The sequence below is a fragment of the Pseudomonas sp. 10B238 genome, assembly GCF_000970615.1.
Lineage (GTDB): Bacteria > Pseudomonadota > Gammaproteobacteria > Pseudomonadales > Pseudomonadaceae > Stutzerimonas.
The window spans coordinates 348,139-364,080 of sequence record NZ_KQ033929.1 but is presented as its reverse complement, the minus strand read 5'-3'; the positions used below and the strand labels follow the sequence as shown (position 1 = coordinate 364,080).

Genomic DNA, 15,942 nt, shown 5'->3' with positions numbered 1-15,942 from the left:
GCTCTTTCTAGTTAAATAGCGCGCTATTCGCCTCGAAAGATCAGAAAAATCGACTCAAACCGGACTTTCCTCGCAACTAACGGTCAAGTCCGACAGGCTCCTAGACCCGAAACTGACCGACCAACCCCCGCAGTTGTTCGCCCAGGCGGGCCAGTTCGGTGCTGGCTGTGGCCGTCTGCACGGCACCGGCCGAGGTCTGCTCGGACACCTGTTGGATATTGATCACGCTGCACTGAATTTCCAAAGACACCGCTGTCTGCTCCTCCGCCGCCGAAGCGATCTGCGTGTTTATCTGTAAGATAGTGTCCACTGCGCGGGTGATCGAGGCCAGCGACTCTCCAGCCTCCCGCGCCTGGCCAACTGTGGCCAGGGTCCGCTCGCGGCTTAGTTTCATCGCCGCCACCGCCCGCTCGGCGCCGCCTTGCAGCGTGACTACAAGGCCTTCAATCTCGGTGGTCGACTGCTGAGTGCGCCGCGCCAGCGTGCGGACCTCGTCGGCCACCACGGCAAAGCCGCGGCCCTGCTCGCCGGCACGTGCAGCCTCGATCGCCGCGTTGAGCGCCAGCAGGTTGGTCTGTTCGGCGATGCTCTTGATCACATCTAACACCGCGCCGATGTTTTCGCTGTCGCCCCGCAGTTTTCCGATAATCGCGGCGGACTCCTCCACCTCGCGGGCCAGATCATTGATCGCCGTGATCGTGGCGCTGACCACCCGGTCGCCGGCTTTGGCCTGTTTATCGGCCTCAGATGCGGCGCCAAAGGCATGACTGGTGTTGGTCGCCACCTCTTGGGAAGTGGCGGTCATTTCAGTGATCGCCGAAGCCATTTGCGCGGTTTCATGTTGTTGGTTGGACACCCCCGCACTGGTCTGTACCGTTACCGCCGACAACTGTTCGGCGGCGGTAGCCAATTGCGCGGTAGCCCCGGCAATATTGCCGATGACGTTCTGCAGCTTGCTGACAAACGCATTGAAGTTGCTACCCAATTGGCCGATTTCGTCGCGGCTGGTCACCGTGATGCGCCTGGTCAGATCGCCCTCGCCTTCGGCGATGTCCTTGAGCATGGCGTTGGTCTGCTGGATCGGCACGACGATGCCACGCATCACCACATAGGCCACGGCCAGTCCAACGATGGTGGCAATCAGCGCAGTGATGATGATGCTTTGCTCGGTTTGCTGAACATCCGCTTCGACTGCCTGGCCCTGCTCACGCAGCGAGGCGAACACGCTTTCGCGCAGCTCTATGCTGCTCTGCGCCATCAGCGGCCCCTGTTTGTCGAGGATGTCGTTCACCGCGGCGTTGCGCGCGTTGATAACCACTACTACCTGCTCGAACGCCTGAGCATAGTCGCCGAGCGCCTGTATGGCCGCTTCGCTCAAGCTGCGTCGCGTCGGGTCCTGCGACTCGCCGAGCAGCGTCTGCAAGGTTGCCTTGGCCTGCTCCAACTCCGCCAGCGCACGCATGTGGGACGGCTTATCGTTATCGTTAAGGAAGCGCAACACATACAACCGCCCCAACAACAGATGGCGCAACACGGTGCCGGCGTGGCGGCTGGCCGTGAAATCGCTGTCGGCATCGGCGTTGTTCATCACCTGCGACATATTCTGCTCAATGATCGGGCCCATGACGTGCAACACGCTGGTCACCAGTTCATTGCGTCGATTCATGTTCCTCACCACAACCTCATGGAAGGCCCGGTTGTATTCACCATTGGCCCGCTCGATCGCCTCCAGCAGGGCGACCCGCTGAGGGTCGGAGATTTCGCTGCGCGCCTTGGCCAGCAGCTTCTGCAACTCGGCTTCGGCTGTGTCGAACTCGCCGACGGCTTGCTCGCTGGATGTCTTGATGTAGTCCTTGACCTGCAGGCGCTTGAGATAGACCAGGCCCATTATGTCCCCAGCCGTACCGGCATCGGGGGCGAGGTTCTGGGTGATGTCTTGCACATTGCTCTCGACACTCATCAGGCGGGTGAAAGCCACCATGCCGAGCAGGATGAGCAAACCCAGAATCAGCAGCGGCGCAAGCATCGTCTTGAAGGTTAAGCTCAGGTTTTTCATGGTACGAGGTTCTCTGGTAGTGATACGGCCGAGCAAGCGGTGGGGCGGTTTCAGCCATTTATCTCAACGTACCAACCCATAGCGGATACATGGCCTTTTGGAAGGCGGTAATGCTGCGGTGGCTATATGGAGATGTAGCGGATTTTGTTGTGCGCATCTTATACAGATAATTACGCGTGTATAGGATTATGTTGTTCCTGCTGGCCGTCGAGAAGCTGTTCGTCGATTACGCCGGACAGACGGTGCCAGTGATCGACCGGCACAGCGGCGAAGTACGCCAGCCCCAGGTGTTCGTCGCGGTGCTCGGTGCCTCCAGCTACACCCGCCGAGGCTACGTGGTCGCAGCAGTTGCCGGACTGGCTGGGCTCCCACGCCCGCTGCTTCGCCTTCCTCGGCGGCGTGCCGCAGATCGTGGTGCCGGACAACTTGCGCAACGCGGTGAGCAAGGCCCATCGCTACGAGCCGGACATCAACCCCAGCTACCGCGGCCCGGCCGAGCACTATGGCGTGGCGGTGCTGTCGGCGCGGGCCCGTAAGCGGCGCGATAAAGCCAAGGCCGAGGTCGGTGTGCAGGTGGTCGAGCGCTGGAGCCTCGCCGCGCTGCGCCACCGCCACCGCCACCGGCACCAATGAAATCAAAGGCTCGCAGCGATGCGGGCCTTTTCATTTTCCGGCGGTTAGGCAGCGTCGCGATGCATCGCAGCGACGTTTGGGCCGCCGGAAGGAGCGCCTGATTGCGAACTGCTTTTTCGGAAAAGAAAAAGACATCTAGCCTGGAAGCCGGATAATAGCGATCAAATGTATCGTTCTGGTAATCCCGCATGGAAATCAAGGTTAATTTTCTCGACAACCTCAGGCTCGAAGCCAAGTTTGATGATTTCACGGTGGTCGCCGATCAACCAATTCGTTACAAGGGCGATGGTTCGGCACCGGGGCCTTTCGACTATTTCCTGGCTTCGTCGGCGCTATGTGCTGCGTACTTCGTAAAGTTGTATTGCCAGACTCGCAGTATTCCTACCGAAAATATCCGTCTATCGCAGAACAACATTGTCGATCCGGAAAATCGCTACAACCAGATATTCAAAATTCAGGTCGAGTTGCCTGCGGATATTTCCGATAAGGACCGCCAGGGCATCTTGCGTTCAATCGAGCGCTGCACCGTCAAGAAGGTGGTGCAAACCGGGCCGGAGTTCGTCATTGAAGAGGTCGAGAACCTGGACGCCGATGCGCAGGCCTTGCTGCTGCCCGGCACGGGATCAGAGGCGCGCACGTATATAGCGGGTAAGGATCTGCCTTTGGAGCAGACGATCGCCAATATGTCCGGACTCCTGGCCGATCTTGGCATGAAGATCGAAATCGCCTCGTGGCGCAATATCGTGCCGAACGTCTGGTCGCTGCATATTCGCGATGCGCATTCGCCGATGTGTTTTACCAATGGGAAAGGCGCCACTAAGGAAAGTGCTTTAGCGTCGGCGCTAGGCGAATTTATCGAGCGGATCAATTGTAATTTCTTCTACAACGATCAGTTCTGGGGAGAAGATATTGCCAATGCCGCGTTCGTTCATTATCCGAACGAGCGTTGGTTCAAGCCTGGCCGTAAGGATGCGTTGCCGGCGGAAATACTCGATGAGTATTGCCTGGAAATATATAACCCCGACGGAGACTTGCGCGGCTCGCATTTGTACGACACCAACTCTGGCAATGTAAAGCGCGGCATCTGCGCTTTGCCTTATATCCGGCAGTCGGATGGGGAGGTGGTGTATTTCCCATCCAACCTGATCGAAAACCTGTTTCTCAGCAATGGCATGAGTGCCGGCAACACACTGGCCGAAGCTCAGGTGCAATGCCTGTCAGAAATTTTCGAGCGCGCCGTTAAACGGGAAATCCTCGAAGGAGAAATTGCGCTGCCGGATGTTCCTCAGAACGTATTGGCAAAATTCCCCGGCATCGTAGCGGGCATCAAGGGGCTGGAAGAGCAAGGCTTCCCGGTGTTGGTCAAAGATGCCTCGCTGGGCGGGCAGTTCCCGGTGATGTGCGTTACCTTGATGAATCCTCGTACCGGTGGCGTGTTTGCCTCATTCGGCGCTCATCCCAGCTTCGAAGTTGCCCTGGAGCGCAGCCTCACGGAGTTGCTGCAAGGACGCAGTTTCGAAGGGCTCAACGATTTGCCTCAGCCGACCTTCGAAAGCAACGCAGTGACGGAGCCGAACAACTTCGTGGAACATTTCATCGATTCGAGCGGTGTGGTGTCGTGGCGCTTCTTCAGCTCCAAAGCAGACTTCGATTTCGTTGAATGGGATTTCACGGCCGATGGCGACGACGCCAATGCCCAGGAGGCCGCGACCTTGTTCGGCATCCTCGAAGAGATGGGGAAGGAAGCCTATATGGCGATCTACGAGGATCTGGGTGCAACGGCTTGCCGCATCCTCGTGCCCGGCTATTCCGAGATCTACCCGGTGGAGGATCTGATCTGGGATAACACCAACAAAGCGCTACTGTTCCGTGCGGATATCCTGAATCTGCACAGCCTGGACGATGCCGGTTTGCAAGCACTTGTCGAGCGTCTGGAAGAAAGCGAACTGGATGACTACACCGACATCACGACATTGATCGGGATTGAGTTCGATGACAACACCGCCTGGGGTCAGCTCACCATTCTTGAGTTGAAGCTGTTGATCTATCTCGCCTTGCAGCGATTCGAAGAAGCCAAAGAGCTTGTTGAGGCCTTTCTGCAGTTCAACGACAACACCGTCGAGCGCGGCTTGTTCTACCAGGCGTTAAATGTCGTATTGGAGGTGGAGCTGGACGAGGAACTGCAACTTGATGATTACGAGGTCAACTTCCGCCGAATGTTTGGCGATGCTCGGATGGATGCGGTGACCGGATCGTTGGACGGTAGCGTGCGCTTCTTCGGCTTGACGCCTACCAGCACCAAACTGGAAGGGCTAGATCGCCACCAGCGGCTCATTGACAGCTACCGGAAGCTCCACACGGCTCGAGCCAATGCAATGACACCGGTTCGCTAGTTCGACGGCCGAGCGAAGCCTGATGGACAAAAAAGCCCGCATAGTTGCGGGCTTTTTCGTGGTACAGCGCGGCTGCTGATTCAGTTCGCGGCTATGGCTTCCGGCTTGTGCTGCTCGTTGCGGGTTTTCTCGCCGCGCGCAGGGGCCGCGTCGTAGAGCTCGACCATATGGTCGAGGTTAGCCCGCACGCGGCCTTTCATGGCTTCGACCACCGCGCGCAGCTCGGCGCGCTGGCTGTCGCCGAACACGTTGACCAGGTTGGTGCCGATCTGGCTGATCTGCGGGACTTCTGCAAAGCCGCACGACTGCTTGGGAACCCAAGTTTCAAGAAAGCTCGAGAGCTTGATCACGCGCTGCGGGAGCAATGCTATTTGCGGAACGGCGTAGGCAAGCGCGGTGATCGCGCCGTGCAGGCTGGTACCGCAGTAGAGCTTGCTGGTGGCGATGCAGCGAATGATGTCTTCGATGTTGCCACTGTCTACACGGTAGGCGCGCTCGTCACCGAGCAGGCTATGCAGCTTGTCGAGCGGTTCGTCATCCGAGTGCCCAGGTGCCTTGCCGATGGTGAGCAGCGCGATCTTAAGACCGGTATTGACGTTGAGTTCGGTCAGTTGCTGAGCGATCGCCTCGATGCGGCGCTTGGCGTGGTGATCGGAGATATGGAAGACGATATGACCGGGCTCGGCGGGGTCGACCTGCTGCGGGAAGATATCGGATATCAGGATCGCGCTATCCGGCACCAGGTTGTGTTCGACTCCGAGCTTGTCCAGCTCAGCCGAGGTTTCCCGGTCACGTACCGACACATAGGTGCAGTCTTTGAGGTTGCGCTTGATGGCGTCATGGATCAGCGGCTTCTTGCGGCTGATCTCGTTTCCACCGACGCTGTTGTACATCACCTTGTAGCCGGGCAGGTCGCGTTCGCCAAGGACGAGCGGAATGTCCGACGGAATCGAAGTGAACATACGGCTCAGGCGGATGAACGCCTTATGGCCGATCAGATAGGGGCTCGCCTTGATCGGGTAATAGATCGCCTGCGGTGCGAGGTAGCCGATGATGCTTTCCCACTGCGCCGTAAGGCACTCGCCGCCGGCCACAATGAGCATCGTTTTTGGCTGCTGACGGGTAGCGTCCAGCGCTTTTTTCAGCGGAACGGTGGGAAGCGCCCCGTATCGTGAAAGATTGGACTTCTTGGTCGCGGCGACTATCACAGAAAAGCGACCATCCGCTTCCAGGTAACGTTTGAGGACGATTGCAAAGAGCAGGTCGCCATAGTTGTGCCGGTCATAGGCTCCGTAAGCGATTACGTTTACCCGGTCAGTCATGGCGTCGGACTCCTTTCGATGTTCTTAAACTGCACGTAGAGCAGGGTGTTTTTGATCGCCAGCGCTACGGCTGTGGCAAAGCAGGCGCCATTGACGCCGTAGCGCGGGATGAGGATCAGGTTTAGCGCGACGTTGATCACGCAGGCCGCGATGTTGTTGTGCAAGTAACGACGGTGATTGCCAGTCATGGTCATGAAGATTCCGAGCGGGCCTGCGGCCAGGACAAAGAAATAACCGATGGCAAGGACCAGCAATGGATAGACGCCTTGCTCGCGGTACTCGGGGCCGAACACGGCAAGGATGTATTCGCGTAGCAGGCCGATGGCGAGCAGGATCATCAGCGCCAGCGCCAGCATGAAGCGCGAATACTTGCGGACAATAGCGAACGCACCAGCGCGGTCGTTCTGCGCCCAGCGTTTGGAGATGTCCGGGGCGATGGTGCCGTTGATGATGAACAGCAGCGTGGTCGAGAGCGCTGCGATCTTGGCGGCGATGTAATAGATGCTGACTTCGCTGGCCGAGCGCAGCACGCCGAGCAATAGCGTGTCGGACAGCTCGATGATGCTGTTCATCACCGCAATCAGCATCAGCGGCACACAGAGGATGAGCATCTCCCGCCAGCCCAACGCAGCTTCCGATCCTGAGCGGGGCAGGCTGCCCCGGGCGCGCCAGACTGAACCGAGGATCGCCAGTGCGAAGCTGAACACAAAGCAGGCCACAACGGTTGTCAGATCGCTACCCGTGATAGCCACCAGCAGAAGGGTTAGCGCAGGCTGGAAGGCCGTTTGCCAGAACAGGCCTTCGCTGGTCTTGTGCTTGGCCTTCAAGGTTTCGCTGGCGATGCTCAGCAGCGACAGGCCGAGCGCGGTAACCGCGAAAAGAACCACCGCATGCGCGAAATAGGCTTGTGTGGTCTTGGAGAAATACACCACTGCCAGGCCGATCAGGAACGCGGGAATGTTCATCAGCGCGGCAAGCATCAGCGCACGGTCGAAGTAGCTTCGCTGTTGGCCTTCGTGCAGGGAAGAGATGTTCTTCAGGCAGGCGATGTCCAGGCCCAGTCGCGCCAGCAATGACAAGAATATGCCGAGAGCAACGCAAAAGAACACGGTCCCGGCAAGCTCTGGCACCAGCAGGCGCGCCAATAGGATGTTCAGGCCGAGCGTAGCGCCCGCGCCGCTGCCTTTGGTAACGATGAGCCTGGCGTATTTGACGAGGTCGGCTTTCATTCCTGGCTGGGGGGCGTCCGTGGCGTAGGCCGATTTCATTTACTGCTCCTGTTGTCACGAATTGCGACAAGCCATGTTGGCGTCCGGGTTGCTCTGCCGCTCAACGCGAGTCCACTCAAGAGCGGTTCGCAGAACGACGATGATGCAGGCGTTCCCAGTCAGCGACCGCTAAATTGGCAACTCCATCAAGAGCGCTGTCGAGGCGGAAAGTTCCTCCGTCGTCCTTACTGCCTGGCTTAATTCCTGGTTGTCGGGAGAGGGGCGGCAGGCGCTGGCGTTCTTTGGCGAACTCTTACAAAGCAGGGCCGTCCCATTTTTGACGGCTTTGGCTTTTTAACGACGTGCGATAAGGGGAATGGCGATGCTGGATTTGCGTGGTGTAGGTGGCTTCGAGCTGCTGAAACGCACCTTCAAGGAGTTCAGCAATGACGACATGACTACCTATGCGTCGGCATTGGCGTACCGGGCGATCTTCTCGTTGTTTCCCTTTCTGCTGTTTCTGATTTCGCTGCTTGGTCTGCTAGATCTGCAAGAATTTTTCACCTGGCTCCGTGAGCAGGTTTCGCTGGTGTTGCCACCCGACGCACTGAGCCTGGTCAACCCTGTCATTGAAGAGATGCAGGAGAAAAAAGGTGGCTTCCTTTCCTTCGGTATTCTCGTGGCGTTGTGGTCGGCCTCGATCGGGGTGCGCTCGTTGATGAACGCGATGAACAAGGCCTACGACGTCGAAGAAGGGCGGCCAACCTGGAAGCTGATCCTCCTCTCGGTGGTATACACCATCGGCCTGGCGCTGCTTCTGCTGGCTACCGCGGCACTGATGATTGTCGGCCCACAAGTCATCGAGTGGCTGGCCGATCAGGTTGGCCTGAAGGACATCGTGGTCACCCTCTGGACCTGGCTGCGCTGGCCGGTCGTGGTGGTGCTGATGATGCTGGTGCTGGCGGTAATCTATTACGTCACGCCCGATGTCGAGCAGGAGTTCCGCTTCATCACCCCAGGCTCGGTGCTTGCTGTGATCGTTTGGATTGCCGCCTCCATCGCCTTCGGCTTGTATGTACAGAACTTCGGTAATTACGACGCGACTTACGGAAGCATCGGGGCGGTCATCGTTCTTCTGCTGTACTTCTATATTTCGTCGGCAGTCCTGCTCTTCGGTGCTGAGATGAATGCCGTAATCGAACATGCCTCGGCAGAGGGCAAGGCTGAGGGCGACAAACGAGTCGACGGCTAGCGCGCCGAAGTAACGCGGATGCGTCTGCGAACAACCGCTTAGGTCGGTGGTCCATTGATTTCATTGCAGAATCTTTCGGGCAAATGGCTCGGTTGTGGCCTCGTAACAGACGGCTGAGACAGCTAGCTGAACCGGGCTCCGAAGGCTCTGCATCGAGACCTAACGGAGACGCTCCACTTTGCACATCGCCGACATGACCATGTTCTACGCACCCGCCAGCGGCGGGGTGCGTACTTATCTCGAGGCTAAACACCGCCGTCTGCAGCTCTATGCAGGCGTTCGCCATAGCATCCTGGTGCCAGGTGAGAGCTATAGCCACAACGCAGGCATCTATCAGATACCCGCGCCCGCACTCCCTTTCGGCAAAGGCTACCGATTTCCGGTAAGACGCGCGCCGTGGCGTAATCAGCTGCGTTCGCTGCGTCCCGACGTGATCGAGGTCGGGGATCCCTATATGACTGCCTGGGCGGCGCTGGATGCTGGCCGCAGGCTCGACGTGCCGGTGATCGGCTTTTATCACTCAGACCTTCCACTGTTGGTGAGCAACCGTATCGGTGGATGGTTAGGCACCAACATGAACGGCTATGTGTCGAGGCTTTACAGCAGCTTCGACCGAGTGCTGGCGCCAAGCCGAGTGATGGCGGAAAAGCTGGTTTCACTGGGCGTCGACAACGTCTATGTGCAGCCGTTGGGCGTTGATCTGGAAACCTTTCGGCCGAGCCTGCGTGACCCGCAAGTTCGCCGGGAGCTGGGCCTCGCCGACGATGCACGACTGATGATTTTTGCCGGCCGAGGATCGCGCGAAAAGAACCTGGACGTACTGCTCGAAACCGCGCGGCAGCTGGGTAAGCCCTATCATCTGCTGCTGGTAGGGTCGGGCATGCCTCATCGGGTGCCATCCAACGTGTCGGTGATTGACCGGTTTTGTCCTGCCGCGGAGGTAGCGCGCTACATGGCCAGCAGCGACGTCCTGCTGCACGCCGGTAATCAGGAGACGTTCGGCCTGGTAGCGCTCGAAGCCATGGCCAGTGGGATACCCGTTATCGCGGCACGCGCCGGCGCATTGCCTGAACTGGTGCCGTTCCATACCGGTCGGCTCTGCCGCCCGTTGGACGCTACAGCGATGGCGCAGACCGTGCGAGAGTTGTTCGAGGACGATCCGCGATTGCTCGGGATGCAAGCCCGTCAGCATGTCGAGGCGCACCATGCGTGGGATGCGGTGGTCGCCGGCTTACTGGCGCACTATCACGCGGTATTGGGCACGGCGGAATTGCCGGTCGCCGTGCATGGCTGAGCGCAGCCTGATGCTGGTGCTGCATGACGTGGCGCCAGAGACATGGCCGGACTACCGGACTTTTGTCGAAGCGGTCGACGCACTGGGCCAAATACCGATCTCATGGCTTGTGGTGCCGGATTTCCATCGACGCAACCGGATCAAGGATCACGCCGATTTTCGACGTTTGCTGGATGGTCGGCTCGCTCGTGGCGATGAGTTGATCCTGCACGGTTGCTACCACGCAGATGAAGCGCCTTCGCCACGCACGCCACGTGACTGGTTCATGCGTCGCGTCTTTACCCATGAAGGCGAGTTCTACCCGCTGAGCCGCGAAGAGTCAGCCAAACGTCTACGGCATGGCATCGCGCTGTTCGAACGCAACCAGTGGCCCCTGCACGGTTTCGTGGCGCCTGCCTGGCTTTTGGGGCCAGGAGCTCGAGAAGCCTTGGCAGCGACTGGGCTGACTTATACCAGCGACCCGGGCCACTTTTACTTGCTGCCCGACTACCAAGCCATAGACGCGCCCGGCCTGGTCTGGAGTGCTCGAAGTGCATGGCGCCGCGGTATGTCACGGCTGCTCAGCGAGCGAGTGCTCCAGCGGTACCAGCGGTCGCCGGTGTTGCGGCTCGGGTTGCACCCGGTGGACATGCGCCATGAGTTCTCGCGTCGATACTGGCTGGATCTGTTGACTCATCTGTTGGCGGACGGGCGCGAACCGGTGACGAAGATAGATTGGCTTGATCGCCACGTACTGGCCTCGAGCGCCGCGGCATGAGTCGGCGTTGGTGGTTGCTGGCTGGCGCCTTGCTGATGGCTGCTCTGGTACCAATCCTGCTGGGCGGCAGCGACTTGTTCGAGCGGTTACGGGGCTTTCCCCTGGGGTTGCTGCTGACGATGCTGGGCATGATCGTCGTCGGTTGGTATCTGAATGCGCTACGGCTGCGATTGCTCATAGGCCCCCGCCGCCTGGGGCAGCACCGTGCGGTGAGCATCGTGATCGCCACGGAATTCGCCATCTGTGCCACGCCCGGCGGTGCGGGTGGCCCTCTGACGATGATGGCGCTGCTGCTGCGCCATGGTGTGCCGCCTGCCAAGGGCACCGCAACCTATGCGGTCGAGCAGCTTACCGACCTGCTGTTTTTCGCCTGTGCGCTAGTGGGTGTGCTCATCTATGCGGTCACCCATTCGTTAAACACCTATATCGCCAGCCTGCTTGGCTTCAGTGCGGCACTGCTGATCGGCCTGATGGTGCTACTTGCGTTGCTGGGCCGCTTTCATCGCCAGGTATTTCTGATCAACGGCTGGCTGATCGGTCGACTGGGTGTGAAGGGCACGCGCCAGCGTAGCTGGGCCAGAAAAGTGCTGAGTTTTCGCAACGCCTTGCTCGAATGTTTCAGGTTGCCGTGGACGATCCTGCTGGGAGTGTTCGTTCTGACCACGTTGCATTGGATGCTGCGCTATAGCGTGCTGTACCTGACCTTGCTGGGCCTGGGTAAACCGCTTGCCTGGGCTTGGACCTTTATCCTGCAGATGCTGGCCTTGACGGCCGGTCAGCTGAGCCTGCTGCCGGGCGGTGCGGGCAGTGCCGAACTGGCCTCCGCGGCCTTGCTTGCGCCGTTGGTGGGGAAGTCCACGGCCGCGGCGGCCATCCTGATCTGGCGCTTCGTGACCTACTACTTCTATTTGATCGCTGGCGCGCCGCTGTTTCTGCATCTCGCCGGTCGGCCATTGTTCGATCGCCTGGCCAAAGCGCGCAATGTTTGAATGGCTTGATGAACCGTTCCTCGGGAAAACGAAACTATTGGCGGAGCGGTTCTGTCAACTGAACGTACCCAAGCAGAGAGGAATGTGCCATGAGCAGTACTGAAGACAAAATGAAAGGCAACCTCAACGAAGCCGCGGGCAAGGCCAAACAGGGTCTGGGCGAGGCTACTGATAACGAGCGCATGAAAGGCGAAGGCCAGCGCCAGGAAGTCAAAGGCGACGCTCAGCAAGTCAAGGGCGAAGCCAAAGACACTGTGAAGAAGGGCGTTGATCGCGCCTGACCGCTGTGACATGAAAAAGCCCGCATCGCGCGGGCTTTTTTCGTTTCTGGTGCTTAGCGCTCCAGGTGCTGTAGCTTGTCCTTTACGCCGTCCCACTCTTCAGCATCGGGCAGCGAGTCCTTTTTCTCTGTGATGTTCGGCCAGACTTCCGCCAGGTCGGCGTTCAGCTGGATGTACTCCTGCTGATCATCTGGCACTTCATCTTCGGAGAAGATCGCCTGGGCAGGGCACTCCGGCTCGCAGAGCGCGCAGTCAATGCACTCGTCCGGATGAATGACCAGGAAGTTCGGGCCTTCGTAGAAGCAGTCCACCGGACAGACTTCCACACAGTCGGTGTATTTGCACTTGATGCAGTTGTCGGTGACGACGAAGGTCATTTCTAGCTATCTCCTCGGGCGTGTCAGGTGGCGTTGCAATGACGCCCCCGTTCGGCAGGACTATGGCGGCACCAGGCAAATGCCGCCTATATCCAAAAAATGCGCGCGATTCTAGCAGCTTTTTTGCAGCCGTTAGACACGCGCTTTCAGGTTGTATAGCAGGTCCAGCGCCTGGCGCGGGCTCATATCATCGGGATTGATCCGACCCAATTCTTCGACCACCGGGTGTGGCAGGCTTGCAAATAGGTCGCTCTGCTGAGGTGGCGCAGGCTGACCGGGGGTTATCTTGGGCGTTTCGTGGGGCAGACTGGTGGTTTCCAGCCGCGACAGATGGTCGCGTGCGCGCTGGATCACTTCGCCAGGCACACCGGCCAACTGTGCCACGGCCAAGCCATAACTCTGGCTCGCCGGTCCCGGCAGGACATGGTGAAGGAAGACGATGCGTTCGTTGTGCTCGGTGGCCGACAAGTGCACGTTGGCCACCACCGGCTGGCTTTCCGGCAGTACGGTGAGTTCGAAGTAATGCGTCGCGAAAAGGGTATAGGCGCGCAGTTTGGCCAGGTGTTCTGCCGCTGCCCAGGCCAGTGACAAGCCATCGAAAGTACTGGTGCCGCGACCGACTTCGTCCATCAGCACCAGGCTGCGGTCGCTGGCGTTATGCAGGATGTTAGCCGTCTCGCTCATTTCGACCATGAAGGTCGAGCGGCCGCCGGCCAGATCGTCCGACGAGCCGATGCGGGTAAAGATGCGATCGACCAGAGACAGTTCGCAGGCTTTGGCCGGCACGAAACTGCCGATTTGCGCCAGCAGTACGATCAACGCCGTTTGGCGCATGTAAGTCGACTTACCGCCCATGTTCGGCCCGGTGATCACCAGCATGCGGGTTTCGTCATCAAGGTTGAGGTCGTTGGCGACGAAGGGTGTCTGCAACACCTGTTCAACCACAGGATGGCGGCCTTGTTCGATCTGCAGGCAGGGATGCTCGACGAAACGCGGGCGGTTGAGATCGAGCGTCAGAGCGCGTTCGGCCAGGTTGCTGAGTACGTCGAGTTCGGCCAGCGCCGCGGCGCTATCCTGCAGGGGTGCAAGATGACCGATGAGAAACTCCAGCAGTTCTTCATAGAGCTGCTTTTCGCGCGCCAGTGCCCGGCTCTTGGCAGACAGCGCCTTGTCTTCGAACTCTTTGAGCTCCGGCGTGATGAAACGCTCGGCGCCCTTTAGCGTTTGCCTGCGGATGTAGTCGGCCGGCGCAGACTCCGCCTGTTTGCTGGGCAGCTCGATGAAATAGCCATGCACCCGGTTGTAGCCGACCTTGAGGTTGGCAAGTCCGGTGCGTGCTTTCTCGCGAGTTTCCAGATCCATCAGGTACTGGCCGGCGTTCTCCGACAGCGATTGCAGTTCGTCCAGTTCAGCGTCATAGCCGGTCTTCAACACGCCGCCTTCGCGGATCACCGCCGGCGGGTTATCGATAATGGCCTTTGCCAACAACGCAGCGAGCTCGGGGTAGGTCCGGATGGTGGTCGCCAGCTCGGTCAGATGAGGGGCGACCAGTTCCGTCATGCCCTCCTGAAGCTGCGGCAGGGCTACGAGCGCGTCACGCAGGCGCGCCAGATCGCGCGGCCGAGCGTTGCGCAAGCCGATTCGCGCGAGGATGCGCTCGAGATCACCGATCTCTTTCAGCTGTGGCTGGATCTGTTCGAAGCGATAGTGCTCTAGCAGGCATGTGATCGAGTCCTGGCGGGCCTCGAGCACGCTTCGATCACGCAACGGGCGATTCAGCCAGCGGCTGAGCAGGCGGCTGCCCATGGCGGTCTGGCAGCGGTCGACTACTGATTGCAGGGTGTTCTCGCGCCCACCGCCGAGATTAATATCCAGTTCCAGATTGCGCCGGGTCGCGCCGTCAAGGATGACCGTCTCGTCGAGACGCTCGTGTCGAAGGCTGCGCAGATGGTGAAGTGCGGTACGCTGGGTTTCCTTGGCATAGGTCAGGAGGCAGCCGGCGGCGCCGATAGCGAGCGTCAACCGCTCGCACCCAAAGCCTTTCAGATCCTGAGTCCCAAACTGTTGGCAGAGGCCTTTGAAGCCACTGTCGCGGTCGAAATCCCAAGGGGCTCGCCGGCGTACGCCGCGGCGCTTCTCGACTGGCAAATTGGCAGGCCAGTCGTCCGGGATCATCAGTTCAGCCGGGTTCAGGCGTTCTACCTCAGCCAGTAGCGTTTCCCAGCCGCCAAACTCCTGCACGCTGAATCGGCCGCTGGTAATGTCCAGTACCGACAGGCCGAACAGCTTCTCGTCGCCCACCACCGCCGCCAGGAGATTATCCCGGTGCTCGTCGAGCAGGGCTTCATCGCTCACCGTGCCGGGGGTGATGATTCGCACCACCTGTCGCTCCACCGGGCCCTTGCTGGTCGCTGGGTCGCCGATCTGTTCGCAGATCACTACAGACTCGCCAAGCTTCACCAGGCGGCTGAGATAGCCCTCGGCGGAGTGAAATGGGATGCCCGCCATGGGTATCGCGTTACCACCAGACTGACCGCGCGCGGTCAGGGTGATGTCCAGCAGCTTGGCCGCTTTCTTGGCATCGTCGTAGAACAGCTCGTAAAAGTCGCCCATGCGGTAGAACATCAGCTGGTCAGGATGCTCGCGTTTGAGCTTCCAGTACTGCTGCATCATGGGCGTGTGATGGGACAGGTCTTGTGACATATAGCTCGACTTGGTGCGATGTGCAGGTAACAGAGCAGACGCGGCTGGGTCCCGTTTAGGTAACGGCCGTTACTGGCGCTGTGGGCAGGATGAAATAAACCGGGAAGGTTATCATGGCCCGTACCAGGTGCGATGGGGCAACCTTCCGAGCTGATACCTGAGATGCCACGCATCGGTTTGAATGTTTTGGGATTGCTATGTCTGCACTAGAACAGGCGTCGAATGCATCGACGAATCTGCTCCTCGTTACGCTGGTCAACGTAATTGTCGTCGCGGTTGTCGTGGCGGTTCACTACGAGTTTCTGTCGCGCCTGTCTGCAAGCAGGCCGAGTCCACATTTCCATCATCGTGTCGGAATCGTGTTTGGCGTGTTCGGTGCGTTGACGGCACATGCGGTAGAGGTCTGGGTGTTTGCCTTTGCCTACTATCTCATGCATCACTCGCCCGGCTGGGGGACGCTGGCTGGGGAATTCAGCGGCAGCCTGCTGGACTGTGCCTATTTCTCTTTCACGACATTTACGACCGTTGGCTTTGGCGACATCCATCCCGTCGGCGCCATTCGATTCCTGACCGGCATCGAGGCACTGACGGGATTGGTATTGATCACCTGGACCGCCTCGTTTCTGTTTCTCGAAATGCAGCGCCACTGGACTGTCCGGTGAGTCCTTACAGCGGAG

Annotated in this window: 12 protein-coding genes and 2 pseudogenes; 8 read left to right on the top strand and 6 right to left on the bottom strand. The window is 59.2% G+C overall.

Annotated elements, in window-relative coordinates; translation table 11 throughout:
- Nucleotides 1-100: 100 nt before the first annotated feature.
- Together RT21_RS24365 and RT21_RS24360 are read right to left on the bottom strand one after the other, a co-directional pair.
- Nucleotides 101-826 carry a methyl-accepting chemotaxis protein gene (locus RT21_RS24365; protein WP_371263601.1) on the bottom strand — a complete coding sequence of 242 codons (726 nt, stop codon included), beginning with the start codon at nucleotides 824-826 and terminating at the stop codon, nucleotides 101-103.
- Nucleotides 827-958: 132 nt separating this feature from the next.
- Nucleotides 959-1,102 (bottom strand): annotated as a pseudogene (locus RT21_RS24360) (HAMP domain-containing protein); the annotation flags it as partial.
- A 1,157-nt stretch (nucleotides 1,103-2,259) separates the two neighbouring features.
- On the opposite strand from RT21_RS24360, the pseudogene RT21_RS06445 reads away from it, so the two are divergent.
- Together RT21_RS06445 and RT21_RS06440 are read left to right on the top strand one after the other, a co-directional pair.
- Nucleotides 2,260-2,668 (top strand): annotated as a pseudogene (locus tag RT21_RS06445) (DDE-type integrase/transposase/recombinase); the annotation flags it as partial.
- A gap of 209 nt (nucleotides 2,669-2,877) precedes the next feature.
- On the top strand, nucleotides 2,878-5,082 hold the full coding sequence (locus RT21_RS06440) for an OsmC domain/YcaO domain-containing protein (protein WP_046162068.1): 2,205 nt from the start codon (nucleotides 2,878-2,880) through the stop codon (nucleotides 5,080-5,082).
- Between the two features lie 80 nt (nucleotides 5,083-5,162).
- Here RT21_RS06440 and RT21_RS06435 read toward each other — a convergent pair whose 3' ends face one another.
- Nucleotides 5,163-6,404 (bottom strand): polysaccharide pyruvyl transferase family protein, encoded by a 1,242-nt coding sequence (locus RT21_RS06435; protein ID WP_046162067.1) that lies wholly within the window; start codon nucleotides 6,402-6,404, stop codon nucleotides 5,163-5,165.
- Nucleotides 6,401-7,672, bottom strand: coding sequence for an oligosaccharide flippase family protein (locus RT21_RS06430; protein WP_046162066.1), 1,272 nt, complete (start codon nucleotides 7,670-7,672; stop codon nucleotides 6,401-6,403). The genes RT21_RS06435 and RT21_RS06430 overlap by 4 nt, the downstream gene beginning before the upstream one ends.
- Before the next feature lie 316 nt (nucleotides 7,673-7,988).
- Here RT21_RS06430 and RT21_RS06425 point away from each other — a divergent pair, with 316 nt between their 5' ends.
- From RT21_RS06425 to RT21_RS06405, 5 genes are all read left to right on the top strand, one after another.
- On the top strand, nucleotides 7,989-8,864 hold the full coding sequence (locus tag RT21_RS06425; protein WP_046162065.1) for a YihY/virulence factor BrkB family protein: 876 nt from the start codon (nucleotides 7,989-7,991) through the stop codon (nucleotides 8,862-8,864).
- Nucleotides 8,865-9,042: 178 nt separating this feature from the next.
- Nucleotides 9,043-10,158 (top strand): N-acetylglucosaminyl phosphatidylglycerol synthase, encoded by a 1,116-nt coding sequence (locus tag RT21_RS06420; RefSeq protein ID WP_046162064.1) that lies wholly within the window; start codon nucleotides 9,043-9,045, stop codon nucleotides 10,156-10,158.
- Entirely contained in the window at nucleotides 10,151-10,915 is a 765-nt protein-coding gene (locus RT21_RS06415; protein WP_046162063.1) for an N-acetylglucosaminyl phosphatidylglycerol deacetylase, read from the top strand. The genes RT21_RS06420 and RT21_RS06415 overlap by 8 nt, the downstream gene beginning before the upstream one ends.
- A complete protein-coding gene (locus tag RT21_RS06410; RefSeq protein WP_046162062.1) occupies nucleotides 10,912-11,904 on the top strand; it encodes a glucosaminyl phosphatidylglycerol flippase in 993 nt (330 codons plus the stop codon). Before RT21_RS06415 ends, RT21_RS06410 begins: the two co-directional genes overlap by 4 nt.
- An 89-nt stretch (nucleotides 11,905-11,993) precedes the next feature.
- The gene (locus RT21_RS06405; RefSeq protein WP_046162061.1) at nucleotides 11,994-12,185 is read left to right on the top strand and encodes a CsbD family protein; all 192 of its coding nucleotides are present in this window, start codon (nucleotides 11,994-11,996) and stop codon (nucleotides 12,183-12,185) included.
- A 53-nt stretch (nucleotides 12,186-12,238) separates the two neighbouring features.
- On the opposite strand, the gene fdxA is transcribed toward RT21_RS06405, so the two are convergent.
- The gene (gene fdxA / locus RT21_RS06400; RefSeq protein ID WP_019342347.1) at nucleotides 12,239-12,562 is read right to left on the bottom strand and encodes a ferredoxin FdxA; all 324 of its coding nucleotides are present in this window, start codon (nucleotides 12,560-12,562) and stop codon (nucleotides 12,239-12,241) included.
- Nucleotides 12,563-12,694: 132 nt separating this feature from the next.
- On the bottom strand, nucleotides 12,695-15,265 hold the full coding sequence (gene mutS / locus RT21_RS06395; protein WP_046162060.1) for a DNA mismatch repair protein MutS: 2,571 nt from the start codon (nucleotides 15,263-15,265) through the stop codon (nucleotides 12,695-12,697).
- 236 nt (nucleotides 15,266-15,501) lie between these two features.
- On the opposite strand from mutS, the gene RT21_RS06390 reads away from it, so the two are divergent.
- A complete protein-coding gene (locus RT21_RS06390; protein ID WP_177327071.1) occupies nucleotides 15,502-15,927 on the top strand; it encodes a potassium channel family protein in 426 nt (141 codons plus the stop codon).
- The last annotated feature ends 15 nt before the right edge of the window (nucleotides 15,928-15,942 follow it).

What these genes read in the sequence shown, in the direction of transcription:
- RT21_RS24365 (WP_371263601.1), bottom strand. Translation starts at nt 826, where the DNA reads ATGGCTTCGGCGATCACTGAAATGACCGCCACTTCCCAAGAGGTGGCG.
- RT21_RS06440 (WP_046162068.1), top strand. Translation starts at nt 2,878, where the DNA reads ATGGAAATCAAGGTTAATTTTCTCGACAACCTCAGGCTCGAAGCCAAG.
- RT21_RS06435 (WP_046162067.1), bottom strand. Translation starts at nt 6,404, where the DNA reads ATGACTGACCGGGTAAACGTAATCGCTTACGGAGCCTATGACCGGCAC.
- RT21_RS06430 (WP_046162066.1), bottom strand. Translation starts at nt 7,672, where the DNA reads ATGAAATCGGCCTACGCCACGGACGCCCCCCAGCCAGGAATGAAAGCC.
- RT21_RS06425 (WP_046162065.1), top strand. Translation starts at nt 7,989, where the DNA reads ATGGCGATGCTGGATTTGCGTGGTGTAGGTGGCTTCGAGCTGCTGAAA.
- RT21_RS06415 (WP_046162063.1), top strand. Translation starts at nt 10,151, where the DNA reads ATGGCTGAGCGCAGCCTGATGCTGGTGCTGCATGACGTGGCGCCAGAG.
- RT21_RS06410 (WP_046162062.1), top strand. Translation starts at nt 10,912, where the DNA reads ATGAGTCGGCGTTGGTGGTTGCTGGCTGGCGCCTTGCTGATGGCTGCT.
- RT21_RS06405 (WP_046162061.1), top strand. Translation starts at nt 11,994, where the DNA reads ATGAGCAGTACTGAAGACAAAATGAAAGGCAACCTCAACGAAGCCGCG.
- fdxA (WP_019342347.1), bottom strand. Translation starts at nt 12,562, where the DNA reads ATGACCTTCGTCGTCACCGACAACTGCATCAAGTGCAAATACACCGAC.
- mutS (WP_046162060.1), bottom strand. Translation starts at nt 15,265, where the DNA reads ATGTCACAAGACCTGTCCCATCACACGCCCATGATGCAGCAGTACTGG.